The sequence below is a fragment of the Microvirga sp. Mcv34 genome, assembly GCF_024519725.1.
In the GTDB taxonomy this organism is placed as follows: Bacteria; Pseudomonadota; Alphaproteobacteria; order Rhizobiales; family Beijerinckiaceae; genus Microvirga.
The window spans coordinates 82,826-101,009 of the sequence record NZ_JALJRK010000001.1 but is presented as its reverse complement, the minus strand read 5'-3'; the positions used below and the strand labels follow the sequence as shown (position 1 = coordinate 101,009).

25 protein-coding genes are annotated in these 18,184 nt (G+C 59.2%); 5 read left to right on the top strand and 20 right to left on the bottom strand.

All coding sequences use genetic code 11. The annotated features are described in order from the left end of the window. Window positions 1–91: 91 nt before the first annotated feature. The 9 genes from OC446_RS00535 to OC446_RS00495 form a co-directional block, all read right to left on the bottom strand. Window positions 92–340 carry a hypothetical protein gene (locus OC446_RS00535; protein WP_262027086.1) on the bottom strand — a complete coding sequence of 83 codons (249 nt, stop codon included), beginning with the start codon at window positions 338–340 and terminating at the stop codon, window positions 92–94. Between the two features lie 130 nt (window positions 341–470). Further along, window positions 471–743 (bottom strand): DUF6894 family protein, encoded by a 273-nt coding sequence (locus tag OC446_RS00530; protein WP_262027085.1) that lies wholly within the window; start codon window positions 741–743, stop codon window positions 471–473. 130 nt (window positions 744–873) lie between these two features. Further along, the gene (locus OC446_RS00525; protein ID WP_262027084.1) at window positions 874–1,587 is read right to left on the bottom strand and encodes a Crp/Fnr family transcriptional regulator; all 714 of its coding nucleotides are present in this window, start codon (window positions 1,585–1,587) and stop codon (window positions 874–876) included. 109 nt (window positions 1,588–1,696) lie between these two features. Then, window positions 1,697–1,954 carry a DUF6894 family protein gene (locus OC446_RS00520; RefSeq protein ID WP_262027083.1) on the bottom strand — a complete coding sequence of 86 codons (258 nt, stop codon included), beginning with the start codon at window positions 1,952–1,954 and terminating at the stop codon, window positions 1,697–1,699. Window positions 1,955–2,514: 560 nt separating this feature from the next. After that, entirely contained in the window at window positions 2,515–2,754 is a 240-nt protein-coding gene (locus OC446_RS00515; RefSeq protein WP_262027082.1) for a DUF2188 domain-containing protein, read from the bottom strand. A 61-nt stretch (window positions 2,755–2,815) separates the two neighbouring features. Then, on the bottom strand, window positions 2,816–3,034 hold the full coding sequence (locus OC446_RS00510; RefSeq protein WP_262027081.1) for a hypothetical protein: 219 nt from the start codon (window positions 3,032–3,034) through the stop codon (window positions 2,816–2,818). 148 nt (window positions 3,035–3,182) lie between these two features. Beyond that, window positions 3,183–3,620 carry a hypothetical protein gene (locus OC446_RS00505; protein ID WP_262027080.1) on the bottom strand — a complete coding sequence of 146 codons (438 nt, stop codon included), beginning with the start codon at window positions 3,618–3,620 and terminating at the stop codon, window positions 3,183–3,185. A gap of 31 nt (window positions 3,621–3,651) precedes the next feature. Next, window positions 3,652–3,873: a hypothetical protein gene (locus OC446_RS00500; RefSeq protein ID WP_262027079.1), complete on the bottom strand. Its 222-nt coding sequence runs from the start codon at window positions 3,871–3,873 to the stop codon at window positions 3,652–3,654. A 99-nt stretch (window positions 3,874–3,972) separates the two neighbouring features. Continuing rightward, window positions 3,973–4,212, bottom strand: a complete 240-nt coding sequence (locus OC446_RS00495; RefSeq protein WP_262027078.1) for a hypothetical protein — start codon at window positions 4,210–4,212, stop codon at window positions 3,973–3,975. A 361-nt stretch (window positions 4,213–4,573) separates the two neighbouring features. Between OC446_RS00495 and OC446_RS00490 the strand changes: the two genes are divergently transcribed. Both OC446_RS00490 and OC446_RS00485 read left to right on the top strand, forming a co-directional pair. Then, window positions 4,574–5,206, top strand: coding sequence for a DUF6894 family protein (locus tag OC446_RS00490; RefSeq protein WP_262027077.1), 633 nt, complete (start codon window positions 4,574–4,576; stop codon window positions 5,204–5,206). A 54-nt stretch (window positions 5,207–5,260) separates the two neighbouring features. After that, complete coding sequence (locus tag OC446_RS00485; RefSeq protein ID WP_262027076.1) at window positions 5,261–5,431, top strand: hypothetical protein; 171 nt, start codon at window positions 5,261–5,263, stop codon at window positions 5,429–5,431. A gap of 47 nt (window positions 5,432–5,478) precedes the next feature. On the opposite strand, the gene OC446_RS00480 is transcribed toward OC446_RS00485, so the two are convergent. From OC446_RS00480 to OC446_RS00450, 8 genes are all read right to left on the bottom strand, one after another. Beyond that, window positions 5,479–5,796 carry a DUF1330 domain-containing protein gene (locus tag OC446_RS00480; protein ID WP_262027075.1) on the bottom strand — a complete coding sequence of 106 codons (318 nt, stop codon included), beginning with the start codon at window positions 5,794–5,796 and terminating at the stop codon, window positions 5,479–5,481. Between the two features lie 97 nt (window positions 5,797–5,893). Then, a complete protein-coding gene (locus OC446_RS00475) occupies window positions 5,894–6,874 on the bottom strand; it encodes an adenylate/guanylate cyclase domain-containing protein (RefSeq protein WP_262027074.1) in 981 nt (326 codons plus the stop codon). A 470-nt stretch (window positions 6,875–7,344) separates the two neighbouring features. Further along, window positions 7,345–7,593 (bottom strand): hypothetical protein, encoded by a 249-nt coding sequence (locus tag OC446_RS00470; protein WP_262027073.1) that lies wholly within the window; start codon window positions 7,591–7,593, stop codon window positions 7,345–7,347. Window positions 7,594–8,109: 516 nt separating this feature from the next. Continuing rightward, complete coding sequence (locus tag OC446_RS30965; protein ID WP_410054986.1) at window positions 8,110–8,301, bottom strand: DUF6894 family protein; 192 nt, start codon at window positions 8,299–8,301, stop codon at window positions 8,110–8,112. Window positions 8,302–9,250: 949 nt separating this feature from the next. After that, window positions 9,251–9,691: a helix-turn-helix domain-containing protein gene (locus OC446_RS00465; RefSeq protein WP_262027072.1), complete on the bottom strand. Its 441-nt coding sequence runs from the start codon at window positions 9,689–9,691 to the stop codon at window positions 9,251–9,253. A gap of 184 nt (window positions 9,692–9,875) precedes the next feature. Then, window positions 9,876–10,373, bottom strand: coding sequence for a helix-turn-helix domain-containing protein (locus tag OC446_RS00460; RefSeq protein WP_262027071.1), 498 nt, complete (start codon window positions 10,371–10,373; stop codon window positions 9,876–9,878). Between the two features lie 342 nt (window positions 10,374–10,715). Beyond that, complete coding sequence (locus OC446_RS00455; protein WP_262027070.1) at window positions 10,716–12,599, bottom strand: AAA family ATPase; 1,884 nt, start codon at window positions 12,597–12,599, stop codon at window positions 10,716–10,718. Next, window positions 12,596–13,174, bottom strand: a complete 579-nt coding sequence (locus tag OC446_RS00450) for a hypothetical protein (RefSeq protein WP_262027069.1) — start codon at window positions 13,172–13,174, stop codon at window positions 12,596–12,598. The genes OC446_RS00455 and OC446_RS00450 overlap by 4 nt, the downstream gene beginning before the upstream one ends. 128 nt (window positions 13,175–13,302) lie before the next feature. Here OC446_RS00450 and OC446_RS00445 point away from each other — a divergent pair, with 128 nt between their 5' ends. Continuing rightward, window positions 13,303–13,494: a hypothetical protein gene (locus OC446_RS00445; protein WP_262027251.1), complete on the top strand. Its 192-nt coding sequence runs from the start codon at window positions 13,303–13,305 to the stop codon at window positions 13,492–13,494. Window positions 13,495–13,694: 200 nt separating this feature from the next. Here OC446_RS00445 and OC446_RS00440 read toward each other — a convergent pair whose 3' ends face one another. Together OC446_RS00440 and OC446_RS00435 are read right to left on the bottom strand one after the other, a co-directional pair. Further along, window positions 13,695–14,441, bottom strand: a complete 747-nt coding sequence (locus OC446_RS00440; RefSeq protein WP_262027068.1) for a hypothetical protein — start codon at window positions 14,439–14,441, stop codon at window positions 13,695–13,697. Next, on the bottom strand, window positions 14,434–15,579 hold the full coding sequence (locus OC446_RS00435) for a site-specific integrase (protein WP_262027067.1): 1,146 nt from the start codon (window positions 15,577–15,579) through the stop codon (window positions 14,434–14,436). The genes OC446_RS00440 and OC446_RS00435 overlap by 8 nt, the downstream gene beginning before the upstream one ends. 600 nt (window positions 15,580–16,179) lie before the next feature. On the opposite strand from OC446_RS00435, the gene OC446_RS00430 reads away from it, so the two are divergent. Together OC446_RS00430 and OC446_RS00425 are read left to right on the top strand one after the other, a co-directional pair. Continuing rightward, window positions 16,180–16,413, top strand: a complete 234-nt coding sequence (locus tag OC446_RS00430; protein WP_262027066.1) for a hypothetical protein — start codon at window positions 16,180–16,182, stop codon at window positions 16,411–16,413. Window positions 16,414–16,719: 306 nt separating this feature from the next. After that, window positions 16,720–17,298: a peptidoglycan-binding domain-containing protein gene (locus tag OC446_RS00425; RefSeq protein WP_262027065.1), complete on the top strand. Its 579-nt coding sequence runs from the start codon at window positions 16,720–16,722 to the stop codon at window positions 17,296–17,298. 172 nt (window positions 17,299–17,470) lie between these two features. Here OC446_RS00425 and OC446_RS00420 read toward each other — a convergent pair whose 3' ends face one another. After that, window positions 17,471–17,794 (bottom strand): hypothetical protein, encoded by a 324-nt coding sequence (locus OC446_RS00420; RefSeq protein WP_262027064.1) that lies wholly within the window; start codon window positions 17,792–17,794, stop codon window positions 17,471–17,473. Window positions 17,795–18,184: the final 390 nt, after the last annotated feature.

The window sequence follows — 18,184 nt, the reverse complement described above, 5'->3', positions numbered from 1 at the left end:
AGGCCCGAAAGGGCGTTAGCGCCTGGCCAGAGGCGTCAGGCAGCTTCGCCCCCTCTGCTCGGTCCGGATTTCCGCAACAGTCGTCTCAGCCTTACGCACCCCACCCAGAAAGCTGTCCGTCGTCCAATGTTTGCTCTCCCGATGCCGCTACACGGTCGAGCTCTTGTCGGATGACGCGCACTGTTATAGGGCCGAAGCCTTCGAACTGCTCAAGCTGACTGGCGACAGCCCTGAGCTGAGTGATTGTCTGGATGTTCTCTCGAAGGAACACGTCCCAGGCAAGCTGGGGCAAATAAAGACCCTCGATGGGTCCTGCGTAGGGTTCGAAATGACGGGGCATGTGCTGATCCTAGCCTTACAGGCGGGAGCGCACGCATCTCTCAGCCGTCGGTGCCTGGTCTCTCATGCCGGCGATGGCTGATTGTACGCCCACCCTAAACCCACGGCCAGCACTATCCCATCAAGGGACCTTAGGCGAAATCCGCGTCGCTTAGCGGATATAAGACGCGCTCTGGGAGCGCCTCTTTCACAGACACTGAATGCAGGTGGCGGCCCTGGTGATCCGTGACCACGATGGCCTCTACGGCGATGTCACGACCGAACTTGATCGCGTTGGCCACCAGACACCGAATGCCCCGCATGGCCTCCTCCTGGGCCGCCTCGAGGCTGGCCAATTCCGAACCCTCCCAGTCTTCAATCACAGACTGATCAGCGTGCTTCAGGTGCAGAAAGTACCGGGGCATCGCCAAATGCCTCCTTTGGACGATCCATCAACTCCGAACCGATTTCATTGTTGCTATACGAAATCAGACAGTCAATGTCCCGTGCCAGAGGCTCTCTTGCAAGAAACTCGGGACAGCCACAGTTACTTTGCTATCGCGCCCCGTCTGGGAGCAGGCGCTGATAGATCAGTCGGACCTTGCCGTAGCATTCGCAGGCTGTCTTTTCGAGGCCAGCCCGGTTGAGCACCGTGATGCTGCCTCTGGACTGCCGGATCAGCCCCGCCGTCTGAAGCGTGCGGGTCACCATGCTCACGCTGGAGCGCTGCACCGCCAGCATTTCAGCCAGAAACTCATGCGTGAGCGGCAAGGTATCCTGATCCGCCCGGTCGCGCATGCTGAGGATCCAACGGCAGCAACGGGATTCAACCGGATGAACCGCGTTGCAGGAGACGTTCTGAAGGGCCTGGGCGAGCAGAACCTCGCCGTAACGCATGAGCAGGTGTCGCAGGTTGGGGCGAGCGTTCCTCATCTCGTCCAGACGCTCGCATGAGATCCGCGAGGCCGCACCCGCCAACTGCACGACATAGCGTCCGAAGGCCTCGCGAGTGACCAGTGCGCTCAGCAGGCCCTCGCACCCAAACACTCCCACCTCAACCGTGCCGCCATCCTCCATGACATTCACGAGCGACACGATGGCGTCGTCGGGGAAGTAGGCGTGGCTGATAGTGCCGCCTGTGTCATAGAGCACTTGGCCCTGTGTCAGATGGACCGTTTCAAGGTGGGGCTCAAGGAGCGCAACATCCTCGGGCTCCAGAGCGGCGAGAAGCCAGTTCGTACGATGACTGGCGTTGGGAGGCTTGGCCATAGCGACGCTACCACTTCATCCAGATAACGCGGCTCGAGGAAGACGATCTCAGAGTGGTTAGGGCCCGAAAGAGCTCTGTCGGTCTGCCGAGAACGAGCTAAACGTCAGTTCAGAACTTCCAATTTTCGTCAGGCGCAATGCCTTGATCGTCGGCCGAGAAGCGGAGCTTGAGCACAGACTGTCCTGATGCATCGGTGACGTTCATCTGCCACTCGGTGCCGTTCCAGAACTGGTCGCCCTCATCGCGCAGGATGGAACCGGCCGTCCGGATTGCCTCGGCGCGGGCTTCTGTCAGGCCGGGAAGCACCGTCCCGTCATTGTCGATGATGTTACGCCCGTCGATGACGTGGAAAAAATAGCGGGGCACTAGGCGCTCCTTGTCCCTGTAGGCGGGAGCACACGGATCTCTCAGTCACCGACGCCCAGGTCATCCATGTCGATGGTAGAACTCAACGGCTCAGGAGGAGAATTGTTCGAAATCGTACAAATCTTTGTTGGCCTGGGTACCGTCGTTTCATAGACCGCTTATCAGCGAGGGAGCCTTTCGACGGGGCCTCCCCACAGGAACCGAGGTTGGTCTGACCCCAATACGGGTCTATGCAGGTGATGTCGGGCGCCAATTTCGGTCGATTGCTCATGAGCACCCGGCGGCTCAGTTTGACCCTGAGCAGACCTTGGCCGATCCGAGTTGAATGGCCGATGTGCAGAGCAATCGCGGCGGCGGGAGGCATCTGCGGCTCTGAGAACCGGCAACGCGATTCCCGCATTCCCCATTCAGTGCTCATGGAGCTTGGTTAGGGAGAGGACTCATTAATTACCGGTGAGAAATGAGTTCTGCTCGGGGCCTTCCGACGCAGCCTTGTTGACCTGTAGAAAGCAAAGTACATCTTGTCTCAAGCAGCCATGACAAGACCGACGGCCAACCGCTCACCCAGTCACGTCTGTCTCGGGCCGATCCTTTCCCAGAGACATCTCTTCGTGCCAGTCTCCGGCTTCGTCCTGGTACTCGATGTCTTCAGTCACGCCCGGCAGCCTCTGTTCAGCGGCCGCCCGCTCCGCAGCCTCGCGGGCTTCGTCATGGGTGGCGTAGCGCTCCGAGAATACATCTTCGAGTTTGTAGGCCCACCCACCCTCGTGCTCGACAATCCTGTAGTGAACATTGGCCATAGCTATTCTCCCGTTGAGCCGCGTTGAAACGGACGATAGGCGAGGAGAGGCAGTTGCATGCTCAGGTCCTGCGGTCCTCTGGGCTCCAGACAAACACCTCTTCACCACGCTCATCGACCACTCGGAGCGCATCCGGCTTTTGCGGCATGTCCAAGGTCTCGAAGAGCGAACGGGCTCTCACTTTCGCGTCCTCCAGCTCGGTGGTGTCATGTTCAACCCGGCCGAGAACGGCATGGGCCTGGTCCGCGTTCCGGACCCGAAAGAATTCGATGATAAACATTTCAGATGCACCACCTTGCTAGAAGAGTCGATAAGCCGTCCATGCCGCCTGTTCCTCAGCGACGATGTGATATTCCACCTCGATTAGCCCAGCGGCGCAGCCACGTAGGATGCCAACAGATTGCCGGAGTATTCTTAGAACTGGGAACTCATGGACTGCGTGCCTCCGCATCCGGCAGAGCCGCCGCATCGGCATCGTTGCGCGCGAGGAGCGCCTGCAAGACCGCCAGAGTGGCCTCATCCGCGGCTGCTGCCGCAAGCTCAAACACCGCAATAGCATACTCCTCCGCATCATGGGCGCGGACTTCCAGCAGATGTGGCTTATGGCGTTCTGTCCAAAGATCCACGCCTGAACCAGAGCCAGCCTTTGTCTCTGCGAGCCAGGTCTTGACCCGGATATTGGCCGCTTCAACGGTCACGCGGTTGTCGTAGATGCGCTGCTCGACGCGGTCGAGTTGGCTTTCAAGGACTTCCTGAGATTGGTCGAAGGTCGCTGCGCCGTTCGATTTCAGCGCCCCAAGGCGGCGGTCTATCCCGTGAAGTTTGATCCGGAGCTCGTCACATAGACGGCCCATCCGCTCACTCATACGCGTCTCCTGTAGGATCGTGCCGTGATGATCATGGCGAGGGCGAATTGGGACCAGCTTTCGACTGCCACTCCTGGCTAAACTGACTGACAATCCCTGTGCTGAAGACCTTGGCCCCTGGCCCGGCAGCCTGGGCTTCGGTCACTGCGGCGTTGATGGCCAAAAGGCGGGATTCATAGTCTCCATGGTGTTTGCCATTGACCCGGATGCGCCAGGAACCCTGATGTCGGACGACGTAAAACTCGTTTGCCATCAACGTCTCTCCACTGATTGTCAGTCCCGACTCGAAGGCACTGACATCGAATCCTGATCCAACAAGGGGGTAGAACGGCTTGCCTGCCCTTCAGCCTTCTCAAAGCTGCTTATCCAGGGCCCAGAACTCGACATCTCCGGCTGCCTGCTCGTGGGAGAGGCCGTAGCTCTCTTCAACCTTTTCGATGAGCTCCGACGTGGTTCGGACCCCGATCACCTCGACCATCGTGAGCCGATCCCACCTAGCCTGCATCATCGGCAGCGCGTGGAGCGTCAGTCCCGGACCGTCGCGGGCTTGATATTGCTGGAGATCAAACATGAAGCGGCTGTTCAAACACATGGGAACCTCCGCAATCGCTCTCGGATATCAACCTTGGCCGATTGCGAAGATCGCAAAGCCATAAGTCTATCTCAATTCTATATGGGGCAAATGGGCTTGTTTACATCGGGTGTAACAAATAAAATTCAAATAATTACGATTTAAGTATCTAAATTTTACACAAGCGATTACCGTGTATTTCATCAGGTTCTACAATAGGCAAGACTATTAACTTATCAGGAGCGATAGATTTTTAGGTGAGGAACAGAAAGATGCGCAGTCAAGCCGTCATCTCGGTTCTGCTCGCCGACGTGCGCGACTGGTCCCGGTGACAGATCAACAGGACCACCGGCTTCGCCCGAGTACAGGAAAGGATCCTGTCATGAGAACGCATCGCTACGCCGTCGGTCAGCATGTCAGCTATGCCGAAGACGCTTCGCGCACCAGGATTTGGCTCAGCGGGTACGAGATTGTTGTCTTGCTCCCCGCCGGCAACCGGGAGCCCCAGTATCAGATCCGAAGCGACGATCAGACCTATGACCAAGTTGTCTGGGAGTCCCAGTTGCGGGAGGAGTTCGGCAGGCGGACGATGCGCTTGAGCGAGCTTGGTATGCAAGCGACGACGATCTTGGCATCACCACCCCGGCGTGCTCGCCATCCGAAAAAGCCAAGCCAGCGCGAGGATCTCACAAGGTGGGATGATGAGGGTGGTGCGCCCCGATCAGGCCACCGCTTCAGTGAGCCACTTCCAGCGCGGCTCAAGGCAGAAACAACTCTCTACTATCTCAACATCCGGACTGAGAGCAGCCTTATGGAAGACCCCGAAGGAAACAGGTACCCTGACCTTCAGGCTGCGCGGGATTTTGCTAGTGTCATGGCGCGTGACATGATTGCGGAAGGCGATCAGAATGGCGAGGATCGACGAGGCTGGCACGTCGAAATTACCAACCGAGCCAATCAACCGGTACTGACGGTCGCGTTCGCGGAAGTCCTCGACGCTACAGCCGCCGGCTAGCGGCGACAAAGCGATTGCCGCAGCGCGGCCTCGGGGTCGGCAAGGGAGCCAACCATGAGCAAGAGCCCTCTCACCGCCACGCAGAAAATGGTGAACTTGGTTTGGAAAGCCGTGAGGATGCTGGACGATCGCCCTGAACCGCCCCCGAAGGTCAAACTCGACGGCCGACGGGGTTATGGGGACGGCGACATTCCCACGCCGCATCAAACTCCTGGCCGCGAATGATCCAAAGCCCGCGCCGAAACGAGACGCGATATGCCGAGGTCTCGCGTTCACGCTGGTATTGGCTCAGGGGTAAATGGCGAGCGCTCTACCAGGAGAACTTTGGCAGTCACGCCGAGGGATCGCAAGCCATCCAAAACCTTCCGCAACTGCTCGGATGCTTGCGCCCTGCGCGCGTCCTCCACGGTTCGGAACTCCAGCATGGTGATCGTGTCCGGGCTGGCCCCATCGGACGTGCGATAGGCCACAAACGATACCGCACCCGGGATTTGCAGAAGCTGCGTGATCCAATCCCGGACATGCTGGTTGTAGTCGTTCCAGTGATGCGAGTCGGTTGGACGGTCATACTGAAGCATGATGTAGGCCATGGGATATCTCCCCGAGGGCTCGTGCCATCACAACACACAAGAGCGAGCGTTCATAGCAATCGGATTGATACCCTCCATCCGCTTGCCTGAGCCTGGGTCAGTTGAAGCGACGGCTCGCCTTGAGTTCGTTGGCGTTGATCACGCGGGCCAGGAGATCTTGCAGGGTCTCCCGCTCGCGCTCCGAAAGCGACGCCATGACCTGATCCCGCACCGCAAGGATGGCTGGGTGGAGTCGTTCGAAAAGATCGAGCCCCGCCGGGGTGAGGCTCAGTAACCGCGTCTCGCTGCCGCGTTTCCCCCGTGTCCTGCTGACGAAGCCGCGGCGCTCAAGGTGCCGGACCATCCGCTGGGTGCTTGCAAGGTCAGCGCCGATCCGCTCGGCCAGCCGCCGCTCGTCGATGTCAGGGGCATCGTGAAGGGAGGCCAAAACCGCAGGCTCGACCAGCGTCAGGCCCTCCGGCCGCGTAACCTCCAGCAGCGCACGGTTCAGGATCGCGTGAAAGCGTCGCCCCAGGTTGAACTCGCTGCGGCGATGAACCGGAGGCAGGAATTGGAATGGTGGATGATCGGAGCCGTGGACGATATAGGCCCGTACGGGGGTGTCGAGACTTTTCACGGGCTGTGCCCCCAGGTCGTCGAAGGTCAGCGGCAACACCCTGGCCACGTAGGCGTGAGCGGCTTCCGACAGGCAGACGAATCCTGGCAGCGCCAGTTTCTCCATGCGGGCTGCAATGTTCACTCCATCCCCGAACATGTCGCCGTCTCGAACCATGACCTCTCCGACATGCACCCCGATCCGGAAGGTGACCCGCCGCTCCTCGGGCGTTTCCTCACTCGCCGCGGCAATCCTCTCCTGAACGCCGAGCGCGCATTGAACCGCCTCTATGACGCTTGGAAACTCAGCCAGGATGCTGTCGCCTGCGGTGTTGGCCGTGCGGCCTCTGTACTGGATGATCTGGCGATCCATGATGGCCCGATGGGAGTCGAGCAGACACAACGTTCCAGCCTCATCGGCATTCATGAGGCGCACATAGCCGGCCACGTCAGCGTAGAAGATGGCTGCGAGGCGGCGTTGCATGACTGAGGCGCGTTTGTTCATCTTCGAACACCGCCCTTCATGAGGCTGCCCAGACGCACGCGGTGCCCATAAACCCTTTGGGTTGTTAGCATCGCCGGCAGTGGTGGGTTTGACGCCCAGCGGACAGGCTGCGCCGGCCCGTTGCCCAGATTGGTGTTCTCTCACACGTGGTAGCGGATCGTCAGTGTGTAGATGGCGACAATGCCGGCCATCAGGAGGAATGCAATCAGCGCCTGGGAGAGCATTACATCACCCCCAAGATCACGGCCCCACAGAACAGAAAAGCCAGGGCTGCTGCAAAGAGCGCTTGGTTTTCGAAAGAAAATTGGGACATTATTTTCTGAAACATGACCTACTCCCAACTTTATCCAAGTATATACCTGCGGAGGACGTGAGTATACGATTATTTCGAGGGCAGAATTATTTATATTGGCCTTTCTAGTGGCATTCCATGTCGCTACCTAAATGAGTTACGCGCCCCACGCAGAAAGCTGTCCGTCATGAAACAATTGCTCTCCAGGTGCCGCTACGCGGTCGAGTTCTTGTCTGATGACGCGCACCGTTGTGGGTCCGAAACCTTCGAGCCGCTCGAGCTGGCCAGCAACTGCCCTGAGCTGAGCGATCGTCTGGATGTTCTCTCGATGGAACACGTCCCAGGCAAGCTGAGGTAAATAAAGATCCGCAATGGGGCCGGTGCAGGTTTGAGAATGACGAGGCATGTGCGGTTCCAAGGCCTTACAGGCGGGAGCGCGCGCATCTCTCAGTCGTCGGCGCCTGGGGCGTTTATACCGGCGATCCCTTTGTCTACACCCGACCCGAACCCACCGCCAGCGCTATTCCATAAAGGCGATGAGCCGCGCGGTATTCGCGCACCAATGAGATTGAGCCAGAGCGTCCATGAAAAAGGGCCGCGCCCGATCTTGTAACCGTGTTCGCGACCCTTGAGCCCGTATTTGCCCCTACGGTGACGCCTGCATATCGATCGTGTGCGAGGTCTGCAATAAGTACAAATCCCTATTGTCGGCCATTGCTGCGAAAATGCCGCACTCTGCAAAGAGCTGATAACCAAGACAGGAAGAGCTTTATGTGAGCAGGTGCATCCATCGGATCTGTTTTATTTGCCCCTACGGATCCGTAAACTCAAAGCGCCGTCTCCGGACAAGGCGCTTTTCTTTTTGATCTCGGACTTCAGCTTCAACTCTATAAAGCTGGTTACGTGCGAGTCTTGGCTCTGGTCAAGTGATTGCTATGGAGCCTTGCGATAGGCTTTCCACGGATAGCGAAAGCGTGATCCGCCAGACGATCTGTCCCACCGCGTTTTTGACATCGATGGTAAAATCGCGCCGCTCCCCATCTGACATTTCATCTTTCAAAAGATCGGGCAGGGCTTTCTTGACCCTAGCCTTGGCAGCCTCAACGTCCTTCAGTTCCGGTCATTGACGGTCCGGCGCGAAGACCCCGCTGTCATGGATGTCGAAGAAAAAGCGGGGCATGGGCGCTCCGGCGCTTGAGAACAATGGCAGTCAACGCCGTGGTGCTCCCCCCTTGTTCCACAAACGGACTCCGCAAAATTGATACGCCGGAACTTCTCGTAATGGCACAAGGCGGAAGTTACGTTTGGGACCGCTTAGCAGGTCGAAGCGGACATTCTTGTGAGCGGGAGCTCCACCAGGCGAGGACCCGGCGGGTCCCTCCATGAATCGTACCCTCGGCTTCCGAGGAACCAGGACAAGCTGCAAATCTCGGCGCTTAGATTCTCTCAAGGGGCCGTCTCACTCGTCCCTCACATGGTAGACTATATGTGTCCCTGTCGTCGGACCGCTGGAGGGCTGAAATCACACTGCCCGGTCCCGGTCATCGGACCGAAGGCGGTAATTTTCTTTCGTGGAGTCCTTAGCTGTCCCTCTGGTCGGACCGGCTGTCCCCTCTATCGGACCAGCTACAAATTTGGCTACGACAAGCGATACCGGCCGATTGCTGTCAGGCTCTCCCCTCGGGAGGATCCTCGTCATCAATCTGCATCTCGCACCAGAAAGATTGTAGATCCGTCTGCCGGTAGCGCAGGGCCGAGTCATGCTTTAGGGCCGACTGGCCAAGCCATTTCGAAATCGGGGCCTCTGGCCGGCTCCTGAATTCGAAGGGATATTGCGTCACGAATAGTCGCACCGCACCGGGATCTCACGTGCTACCGTCCTGCCTTAGTGCAAACCATCGGTGATCTGGCTTGGGTCCTGTCGAGCGTCCGGCTTGTGTTCGAGGCTATGCGATCGACAGGGCTTATCGCGCAAATTCTTCTTGGTCAGGTCGCGGCGCCGTAGCTCGATTGGGTTAACCTCGCACCGTCAGGTCCAGTCAGAGAGGCCGTGAACCCTGCCGTCAATCTTGGTAGTCTGGGTGAGGCTCTAGGCGCCAGGACTCTTCTGGAAGTTCAATCTCCACAACGTCCTTGAGACGGTAATAGGGATATGTGCCACGACGCCAGCCGCGCTCGATCGTGATGCCGTGCTTGAGAAGCCGTTGTACACGCCACCGCATATTTCCATGTGCTTCAACGTGTTGGATATTGTAACTCTTTGAGCAGAAAATTAGAGTGAGCATATCACACGTATTTGCTGCAACGGCCGGAAGCTCGGGACGACTGATGTTTCTTACCCAGATGCGGTACGGATTCTCTGTCATCCAGCGTTCTGCCTCTTCTGATGCGATGAGGTAACGGCCATTGGTCTTTTCAGCTTTGATCTCTCCCGCACGAACCAGCCGGCGCGCCCACGATGGGCTGATCTGATAGCGCGCGGAGAACTCATTAATGTCCATCATTATTCACTCCTTATGCTTATCCGGCGGTTGCTCTGCTCTAAAAATGCTCTTCATCCTGCGGTGCAGTCGACACTTGCACCTCTCGCCAAAGCATTTGTCCTTTTCCGTTCCTTCCACCCCAGCCCCCATCTGGCAGATTATGTGTGTCCCTATGATCAGACCGCTCGAGGACTTGAATAGGGCGTCACAGTCCCTGTCCTCGGACCGTGAATGGTAATTCTCTGTCGCGGAGCCCTGAACTGTCCCGGAGATCTGACCGGCTGTCCCTCCTATCAGACCGGTTACAGATTTCGGACTCGTCGGCATGCCAATGCATGAAGGCTTTCGTGGCCGTCTTGCCCGTCCGGTCGCACAGATACAGCGTCAGGCGGTACTCGCTGGCATGCGGGCTCTTGCGGTCAAAGTGGCCGCGCGAGCAACACTCAATGAAGCCTTTTGCAACGAGCTCAACAAATGCGCGAGCAGCCGTATCTTTCGAGCAACCGACAGCCTCTGCGGCGTCGCGTGCTGAGAGCGCAATGCGGCCATTGTTACTGCCGTTGTAAATGGCCGCAAGTTCAATGAAGACGGAGCGAGCAACCGGAGAGAGCGAGCGCCAAGCCCGTGAGCGGAGCATGTGATGCGGCAGCGAGACGAAGCGTTCCGTCGTGCTGCGTCCCCGCGCGTTGTGACGTCTAGGCATGAGATCTCCTATCCCCCTTTTAGGGGCTCAAGGACGGTCTTTTGGGTTCGGAATAGATCAAGGATTGATCGAAGCACCGACTCCGACAGAAATGCTTTGTCTGAGCAGGCTCAGGACGACGGAACGCGCCTCAAGGGTCTCGGCGGTGAAGAACCTGTGCTGGCAGTGCCCACCGGAAACGGCTTTGTGATAACCGTTTTGGTCGCCGCTCGGAGCTGCCCTTGCTCAGACGCTGTCGGCGGAACCGGCGCACGCGCCGGCATCGCTTGCGGAGGTAAGCGCGTTAACCGCTCGTCCTGGTACTCCATCGAGACAGTCTGGTCGGCACTCCCGAGGGTTTCCTCATGGCTCATACTGATCCGCACTCCTCTGCGATGCGCGTGCATCATGTCCCAATCGAAGATGCTCATCTGCCTCGAAGGTGCTCATCGCATCGGAATGCGCATCTTCGGTCGACGTGAGCACCTTCGGGTGCTCCGGCAGCATCCAGCGCCACTCGCCAGCCATTCCGGATTTTCTCGGTATGATACCCAAGACCGTCCTGGCGCGGCGAAGCGAAGCGGAGGAGATGCCTTTCGCTTGCGCCGCGGCTTGCACGTCCAATGCAGGCATTGCTCTATCGGCGAGGTAGTCCAGGAGAAAGTCCTTGGCCTCGTCCAAGGCGGGGCGAGCCTCTTTGCTGCGGGTTTCGTTCAGGGCCTCGTCAGCCGTAATGGCGACAGGCTCATCATCGAAGACAAGGCGGGGCGCCGTCCCCGTGCCGAAACTGACTCTCTCGACACAAAAGGACAGGCCCTGGCGATCCGCGCTGAGGTTGCTCTTGATCGGCAGAAGCAGGCGCCGGTCTGAGTCGACGGGATCCTTGGTGACGAGGAACGCGGCGCGGGCGACTGCCACGAATGCGAGCGAGCCAGTCGCCCGCGTCATGGCCGATCGTGACGCGCTCTTGTTCAGGTGCGAGATGACTACGACCGCGACTCCGGTCCGAGCCGCGAACTCCGCAAGACGGGTCATCACGGCTCGGACAGCGCTGGCCGTGTTCTGGTTCGCCCTGCCGAGGCAGGCAGTGATCGGATCAATGACAATGAGCTTGAGATCGCCAAGATCGGTCGCCGCCTGCTCGAGCGCCTCGATGTCGCGCGTCAGGTCCAGGCTGCAGGGGCCGCTGCCGTGTTCCGTCCCCTGGCACAGGTGTACTGCTTGCGTTTCGGCGCCAGCAGCGTGCAGGCGCGGCACGATCGTGTCGGAGATATCATCCTCTGTCGATACGAGCAGGACTGATCCTTTCGGCGCTGGGTCCGCTGTGATCGGCCAGAGCGCCCCCTGGGACACCGTCGCGGCCAGGTAAGCTCCCAACAGCGACTTGCCCAGTCCCGGATCACCGACAATGATCGTCAGCTTCCCAAGCGGGATCCGATCCGGCCAGAGCCAGGAGACCCGTTGCTGATTCACGTCGGCAGCGCGAATGGTCGATATCTGTGGCGCTCGCGGCTGCTGGAGCAGTTCAGATGCGGCAGACCGGCTGCCGCTGCTGCGAGCAGTCTCAAGCGGCGGCGGCATTGGCACCTCAGCCCCGTCGGCCAGCATGCTGCCTCGCAGAGCCTCTCCCGAAGGAGGGGCACGAACACCCTGTCGCTCCGCAGCGCGCTGGGTCTGGCCGTTTGTACGCGCCTCTTCCTCAGCAACCGGCAATGGGCCAGGAGCAGGATCGCCGGCGGGCTTCTCCTCAAGGGACGCGGACCTGCGGTTTTCCAGCGATCGGATTAGGGGCTTCCTCGGTCTTGGGATGGGCTGGTCAAAGGTAACGACCACCGGCACGAGGTCCCTGTCGCAAGTAAGGCTCGGGAGGGTCTCACCCGCAATCTGCTGCGGAGCCAGGGCAACGATGACTGCATCCGGACGGCCCTTCAGGCTGTTCGCAGCGATCGCGCCCCTGAACTCCGGAACGCGCCTGAATGACCATCTCTGCGCCCGGGCGCGGTTCTCGCCGTAGATCCAGACACCGATCTCCTCGGCTTCTCCAGAGCCATAGACGCACAGAAAGCCGATCCGTTGATCTGTCGCCTCGATCATGGGCCAGATGTACGCGGGGTTCTGTCGGCGGTGGGTCGTGTCAGGCCTCTCGGGAGCTGGAACGATTACGCGGAGGTCATCGAGCCGCGCGCCGAGCGCGATCGCCTCGGTTAAAGCCTTCACCGGTTCGCCTGCTGCAGACACGGCTGTCATGCTTCGCTCCTCGAACGTTGCGGCCTCGCGGCCAGGAGATGCCTCTTGAGGTTTGTGGTCATGCCGAAGCGGCGACCCAGTACCGGCGCGAGGCGGGCGCCCGTGTAGCGGCAGCGACTCTCGCGCCAGATGAGACCGCGGAAGGCGAATCGGGCCTGCGGCGAGAGCTGCTTCGACAGATATCGAAGGGTGCGCTCAACGTTGTAAGCTCGGCGCACGTCGACGGCCCCTGGCTGGGGCCACCATCGCTGTGCGGCGGCGGCGAATGCGCCCCAGACCTTGCGTGGGATATGTACGAGCAGGTGCACGTGCTCACGGTATTGCCCGATGAAGTTCTCCCGGACCCAGAGAGCGGTCCAGATGATATCGCGGCGGCGAAACCAGATGCCAAACCGGTTGATGACCTCACGCCGGAGATACCGGCCCGGATCGGCCGGGGGCGGCATGACGAGCCCGAAGTGGATCGTGACAAGCGCCGTGAACGGCAGACCCAGACGCTCCGCAGCGTGCGCGGTCTCGCTGAGCATCCGAACATCCGCAGGACCAAGCGCGTGGGAGAGCTTGCGCTGGTTCATCGGACCTGCTCCCTATGACGAGGTTTGTCCCTTAACCCTCTAAAGAGAGGGCTCCATGAGGAAAGGACCAGCAAAGTGGACAAATCCGCGAGGACTCTCAACACTTTGATGCCAACTGAAGAGGCCGAATGAATGATGACAGTTTGGACCGGAACCAGGGCGAACAGTTGTTCCGTGTCTCTGCCTTCGGTGACCATGGAAGCGCGGGGTCGCATGATCGGACCTTACATGGTCTGAGCATGACGGCGGTTGCCATCGGTGGTGTGACGAACCCGGCTCTCAATCCACTCAACGAGATCGGCATCCCGGTAGCGGACTAGGCCTCCAATCTTGACGAAAGAGGGGCCGCGACCGTTGGCACGCATGTTTCGTAAGGTAGCAGGCGCAAGGCCGAGGATATTTGCTGCATCCTGCTCTGTGTACAGGTGGGGAATACTGTTTTGCACCGGAGCACCTCATTGGCTGTGGGTGCCCTTTACATTCACGAAAAATCTCGCCCTGTCGTCGAGGTCACAAGAAGCTAATTTCGTGTTGAACTCTTCAACGCCTTCACGACCGCATCCCCAACGGCAGCCTCTGTGTCCTTGCGCTTTGCTAAAGGGAGGAGAGCCTGTGCAGAATAGACGAACCGTACGAAAGGGCCGACACCCCGTCCCTGCTTTGTTGAGTATCCTTTGTCTTTGCGGTGCCGCTTCCACACCCGATGGCAGGCAAAGATAAACTCGTCATAGCCCGCGATCCTACGCCCCGTGCCATGCTCAATCCTTGTAGCATGGTGAAGGATCTTTCTGACCCTAGTTTGCAATAAGGCAACATCCGAGACCACACGTGTGACGTATTCTCTCGGATCCCAGATGTAGCCGATCCGCTCGCCCTCTTCCTTATCCTCCGCAAGTGCATCGTCTAGGAATTTTTCGGCAAGATTACTCCGCCCGATTGGCATATCCTTCGGAACTGTGAGATCTAACCGCCCAATTGGTGTTCCCTTGGCAGCTTCGAATTGGACTCTGTTCAGGGCAGCAATAAGTTTAGAGGCGGCCTTATCGAAATCCTCCAAAGCCTCTCGGCTGTCGGTCGTTGGGGGTTCTTTGACAATCCCTAAGATGACTGTCATCGAAATTTCGGAGATATCTTGTTTGCTTAGATCGATACCTGTGGCCTCTAAGATAATCCTCGCGAACCTCGCTTCGGCCTCAGATGTGGTGGTCCGTAACCCGAGCAACTCATCAAGTATGGCGTTAGGAATATCCGCAGGGGCATTAGCCATCTCCCAACACCCTTCTCCCAAATGCGGCAGCACGCTCTGCTGCTATCCTCTGTCGCTTCTCGCTCGCGTGCAGATAGCCCTGCGTTGTACGCAAGTCCGAATGCCCCAGGAGTGCTCGGACTGCTGCTAAATCGGCCCCCGAGGCCAGGGCACCGGTAGCTGCACTATGCCGTAGATCGTAGGGCCGGAAACGCTCCACTTCTGCTTTCTCTTGCACTTTTCGGAGGACCTTATGGACTGCGGCTATTGGCTGGCCGTATCGACGGCCAGCAAATACGTATTCGCAGCCCTGAACCCGTGGCGTGGCCTCAAGAACTTGGACGGCGGCGTCGGTCAGGTGGATTTCCCGCTCTCCTGTCTTGCCGACGACGGTCAGCTTTCGCTTAGGCAGGTTTACCTTGGCCCATGTCAGCGTCCGGACCTCTCCGGGACGCAGTCCGCAGATCAGGGATAGGCGGAACAGGTTTGCTAGCCATGGCGACACCTCACCTGAACCCTCCATCTCAGCGAGGGCTATGCCGAACTTTGCGATGTCATCGGCCTCTAGCGCCCGGGCGGTAGTTGCGGCCTTGGCTCTGACCTTCATCCCGCCGGTAGGATTGCGGTGGGTTTCAGGAAGATAGTGTTTTTTGTCCCGTGCGAAGTTGAAGGTCTTTTTGATCAGCGCAACAATATACGCCTTGTTCCGCTCCCCGGTCGCTGATGCAACAACCTTTTCAACATGGGCAGGCGTCACATCGCAAATCAGCTTCTTGCCAAGGTCAGGGAGAATGAGACGGTTTGCTCGGTCCTCATAATCCTCGATCGTGGCAGGCGCCCGTTGAAGCCGGTCGAGGGCAATCATCTCCTCCCAAACCTCCTTGAACGTTGGCATGCCGCGTCGCTCATCGAGGGTCAGGTCGACGCCCTTCCTGCCTGCAACAATTATCTCCCCAGCCCGATCTCGAGCCGCATCAAATTTGAGGAGTGTAGTCGATCCGAGCGCTACCCTGCGCCGCCGGCCCGAGATCCTGAAATCTACAATGTAAGAGACGGACCCTTCCGTCACCCTTACCCCAAAGCCCGGCAAACTGTCATCCCATACGATCAGCCGCGGACCAGGCTTGATTGAGGCGACGGTGCGCTGGTTGAGCTTCATGGCTACCCTGGTGACACGAAGATTCCGGGAGGCACAGAAACTGTGCCGTGTCACCAACATGTCACCAAACAGACATGACATCAAGGGAGTTGAAGTGATGTAGAAGGACCATGCAATACTTATTTATCAATATCTTGTGCCTTTGAACGATGCCGCGAGACACTCAAGGATACCCAATTTACGGACTCTGACTCCGTTAGTCTTGGTTCGAATCCAGGTCCCCCAGCCAGCCCTCCTCTCAAGCACTTAGCGACAGGTCCTGCGACATCGGACCCCTGGGTTTGATACTCCAAGCTGTCGAACTTCGATGATGACCTCGAGCCCCGTGCCCTCTCGCGACTTCAAGGGCAGCGAACAAGCCCTATCCGGGCATCCGCTCCAGGAACAACCTGGCGGCGGTGCATGTCCTCCACGACAGGCCGGACGGAAGGTCCAGGTCTTCGTTGGGCAGACATCCTGGCACCGGAAAGGCTCTCTTTACTCTCGAGCTTTATAAGAACGCCCTGTCCCAGTCGCGCGAAACCTCGACACTAGGCCTAGTGCTAAGCCGTGGAGATGCGCTATAGTGCGGCCGAGGTAATCCCTAGGAAGGTATGCGCCATGGCGATCATCTATCCCGTGATGGCATTGGTCGGCGGTTTCGCCAGTTGCGTCCTGCTGTGGCCTTACGGGGCAACGGTCGCCCTGCTCAGCATGCCGTTTGCCGGGAGCCTGTTGGCTCTTGCCGCTGCGGTGCTGATCTACCGGCGCGACCAGGGCGAGAGGGGCGCAGGCCATCAGCCTACCGTCGGGATCGATCGAACCAGGAAGCTGCGGGTCACCGAAAGCCGTTGACGAGCCAGACCGGACGATCCGTCGACGCGCCCTCCTCATCGTTCAGACCCGCCCGATCTCCTCCCCGGCATGCGCAAAGCCGGGTCCACGTTTCACCAATGGTGCCGAAGGGTCTCTGACACGACCTCCCGGTCTGCACGATGCGCCCGATCGCGGACCGCAGCCCTTCGCGCCATTATTTGCGCGGGATGTTCCTCCATGGTGTCCTGTCGCTCCTGGAGGGTATAAGACCCTCTTCATCCCTTCATGTCATGCCATGGTGCCGCCCCAGAGGCGGCAGGCTGGAAGAAGGACAGGACCCGGCGCATGATGATGAACCGTCTGACGATCGCCATAGCCGTGGCCGGGTGGGCCCTGTTCGGCGTGTCGGTCCTGCTGCCCCGCTCGTCCGGCGCCGATGCCCAGGCCGAGATCGCTCGACTGCTGAAGGCGGCCGAGGGCGCGAACGCCGATCGTGAGGCGCTCGCCGCCGAGCTGGAGCAGTTCAAGGGTCAAAACCAGGACCTGCAGCATGTGCAGAAGCGAATCGCCGCCGCCACGCAGGAGTTGAAGCACCTGGAATATCTCCGTGGCCGAATCAGCGGCGAGATCGACGTGATGCGACCCCAACCCGCGAAGGCGCCCGCTCAGGCATCGCCCTCGATCGAGGCTCCCGCCGTCGCGGAGGCGGCAAGCGCCGGTCCCTCGAAGGACGAGATCGCCTATGCGCAGCAGGCACTGACGGCGCTGGGATTCGGCCCCTTGAAAGCGGATGGAGTCTCTGGCCCGGGCACACGCCGCTCACTCGAGGCGTTTCAGCAGTCCCGGGGGGTCGCCGTTACGGGAAAGCTCGATGCCGTAACCCTACGCGCCCTTCAGAGCAGCCAAACGGCCTTGCAGCCCTGATCCCGGGGGAGTCGAAAATCGACGCGCTAACGGCAGGCTAGAGCCTCGGACCCAAAAGTGGACACCACTTTTGGGATTCATCCGATGCTCCTTCTCTTGGCTGGCGCATCGGATGAGGAGGACCCAGAGGGCCGCGTCAGCGAAAACCGGGTCCACTTTTCCGTCCGATGCGCTAGTGCCGGGAGGTTTCGACGGTCTTGGCCTGATCGCTGGATCCCAGGCGAAGCCTCCGCTCCAGATCCTCGACCTGCCTGGCCACCGCATTGAGATTCGTTCTGATCACGAACAGGTCCGAGGCGGATACTCCGGACGCGCCGATCGCCGGTTTCAGATCGAGTGCTGGCTGGTCCTGCTGGTTCTTCGGCTTCGAACTGCTACCGGCAATCCAGCGCCAGGCGGCGCGAAAGAGCCAAGCCACCAGGACGAACAGGAGCAGTCCGACCGCCAAGACGAGACCCAGCGTCACGGCAGCGCCGAGTTGATCACCCCCACCCATTGAACACCCCCATACAAGTGGGAAATTCCTAGAACATCGATCCTGAAAGGGAAATCCATTTTTGCACCGGAGCGGCCGTTCCGTTGCAGCGTGATGCCCCAGGGCGGGCGCTCATCCACTACTACTTTTGTGCAAGGTCGAGATGCAGCTTTTCTGTTGCTGGGCTATCGAAGCCTGAATACTCTCCCCTCACAAGAAAAAGGGCCGCGACAAAGCGGCCCGAAGTTTAGGGAGGAAACGCCCAAGAAGGGCGAGCAGGACAGTGACGCCAATCACCGCACTGCATTGCAATAAAGTACTGTGTGCCGTAAAAGGCGGCAAGCATCAAAGGGCAGCGTCGCTGCCTTTTCTTTTTTCTGTATCCGTTAAGCCACAGTAATGGTCTCTCGT

What these genes read in the sequence shown, in the direction of transcription:
- OC446_RS00535 (WP_262027086.1), bottom strand. Translation starts at nt 340, where the DNA reads ATGCCCCGTCATTTCGAACCCTACGCAGGACCCATCGAGGGTCTTTAT.
- OC446_RS00530 (WP_262027085.1), bottom strand. Translation starts at nt 743, where the DNA reads ATGCCCCGGTACTTTCTGCACCTGAAGCACGCTGATCAGTCTGTGATT.
- OC446_RS00525 (WP_262027084.1), bottom strand. Translation starts at nt 1,587, where the DNA reads ATGGCCAAGCCTCCCAACGCCAGTCATCGTACGAACTGGCTTCTCGCC.
- OC446_RS00515 (WP_262027082.1), bottom strand. Translation starts at nt 2,754, where the DNA reads ATGGCCAATGTTCACTACAGGATTGTCGAGCACGAGGGTGGGTGGGCC.
- OC446_RS00510 (WP_262027081.1), bottom strand. Translation starts at nt 3,034, where the DNA reads ATGTTTATCATCGAATTCTTTCGGGTCCGGAACGCGGACCAGGCCCAT.
- OC446_RS00505 (WP_262027080.1), bottom strand. Translation starts at nt 3,620, where the DNA reads ATGAGTGAGCGGATGGGCCGTCTATGTGACGAGCTCCGGATCAAACTT.
- OC446_RS00500 (WP_262027079.1), bottom strand. Translation starts at nt 3,873, where the DNA reads ATGGCAAACGAGTTTTACGTCGTCCGACATCAGGGTTCCTGGCGCATC.
- OC446_RS00495 (WP_262027078.1), bottom strand. Translation starts at nt 4,212, where the DNA reads ATGTGTTTGAACAGCCGCTTCATGTTTGATCTCCAGCAATATCAAGCC.
- OC446_RS00490 (WP_262027077.1), top strand. Translation starts at nt 4,574, where the DNA reads ATGAGAACGCATCGCTACGCCGTCGGTCAGCATGTCAGCTATGCCGAA.
- OC446_RS00485 (WP_262027076.1), top strand. Translation starts at nt 5,261, where the DNA reads ATGAGCAAGAGCCCTCTCACCGCCACGCAGAAAATGGTGAACTTGGTT.
- OC446_RS00480 (WP_262027075.1), bottom strand. Translation starts at nt 5,796, where the DNA reads ATGGCCTACATCATGCTTCAGTATGACCGTCCAACCGACTCGCATCAC.
- OC446_RS00475 (WP_262027074.1), bottom strand. Translation starts at nt 6,874, where the DNA reads ATGCAACGCCGCCTCGCAGCCATCTTCTACGCTGACGTGGCCGGCTAT.
- OC446_RS00470 (WP_262027073.1), bottom strand. Translation starts at nt 7,593, where the DNA reads ATGCCTCGTCATTCTCAAACCTGCACCGGCCCCATTGCGGATCTTTAT.
- OC446_RS00465 (WP_262027072.1), bottom strand. Translation starts at nt 9,691, where the DNA reads ATGATGGACATTAATGAGTTCTCCGCGCGCTATCAGATCAGCCCATCG.
- OC446_RS00460 (WP_262027071.1), bottom strand. Translation starts at nt 10,373, where the DNA reads ATGCCTAGACGTCACAACGCGCGGGGACGCAGCACGACGGAACGCTTC.
- OC446_RS00455 (WP_262027070.1), bottom strand. Translation starts at nt 12,599, where the DNA reads ATGACAGCCGTGTCTGCAGCAGGCGAACCGGTGAAGGCTTTAACCGAG.
- OC446_RS00450 (WP_262027069.1), bottom strand. Translation starts at nt 13,174, where the DNA reads ATGAACCAGCGCAAGCTCTCCCACGCGCTTGGTCCTGCGGATGTTCGG.
- OC446_RS00445 (WP_262027251.1), top strand. Translation starts at nt 13,303, where the DNA reads ATGAATGATGACAGTTTGGACCGGAACCAGGGCGAACAGTTGTTCCGT.
- OC446_RS00440 (WP_262027068.1), bottom strand. Translation starts at nt 14,441, where the DNA reads ATGGCTAATGCCCCTGCGGATATTCCTAACGCCATACTTGATGAGTTG.
- OC446_RS00435 (WP_262027067.1), bottom strand. Translation starts at nt 15,579, where the DNA reads ATGAAGCTCAACCAGCGCACCGTCGCCTCAATCAAGCCTGGTCCGCGG.
- OC446_RS00430 (WP_262027066.1), top strand. Translation starts at nt 16,180, where the DNA reads ATGGCGATCATCTATCCCGTGATGGCATTGGTCGGCGGTTTCGCCAGT.
- OC446_RS00425 (WP_262027065.1), top strand. Translation starts at nt 16,720, where the DNA reads ATGATGATGAACCGTCTGACGATCGCCATAGCCGTGGCCGGGTGGGCC.
- OC446_RS00420 (WP_262027064.1), bottom strand. Translation starts at nt 17,794, where the DNA reads ATGGGTGGGGGTGATCAACTCGGCGCTGCCGTGACGCTGGGTCTCGTC.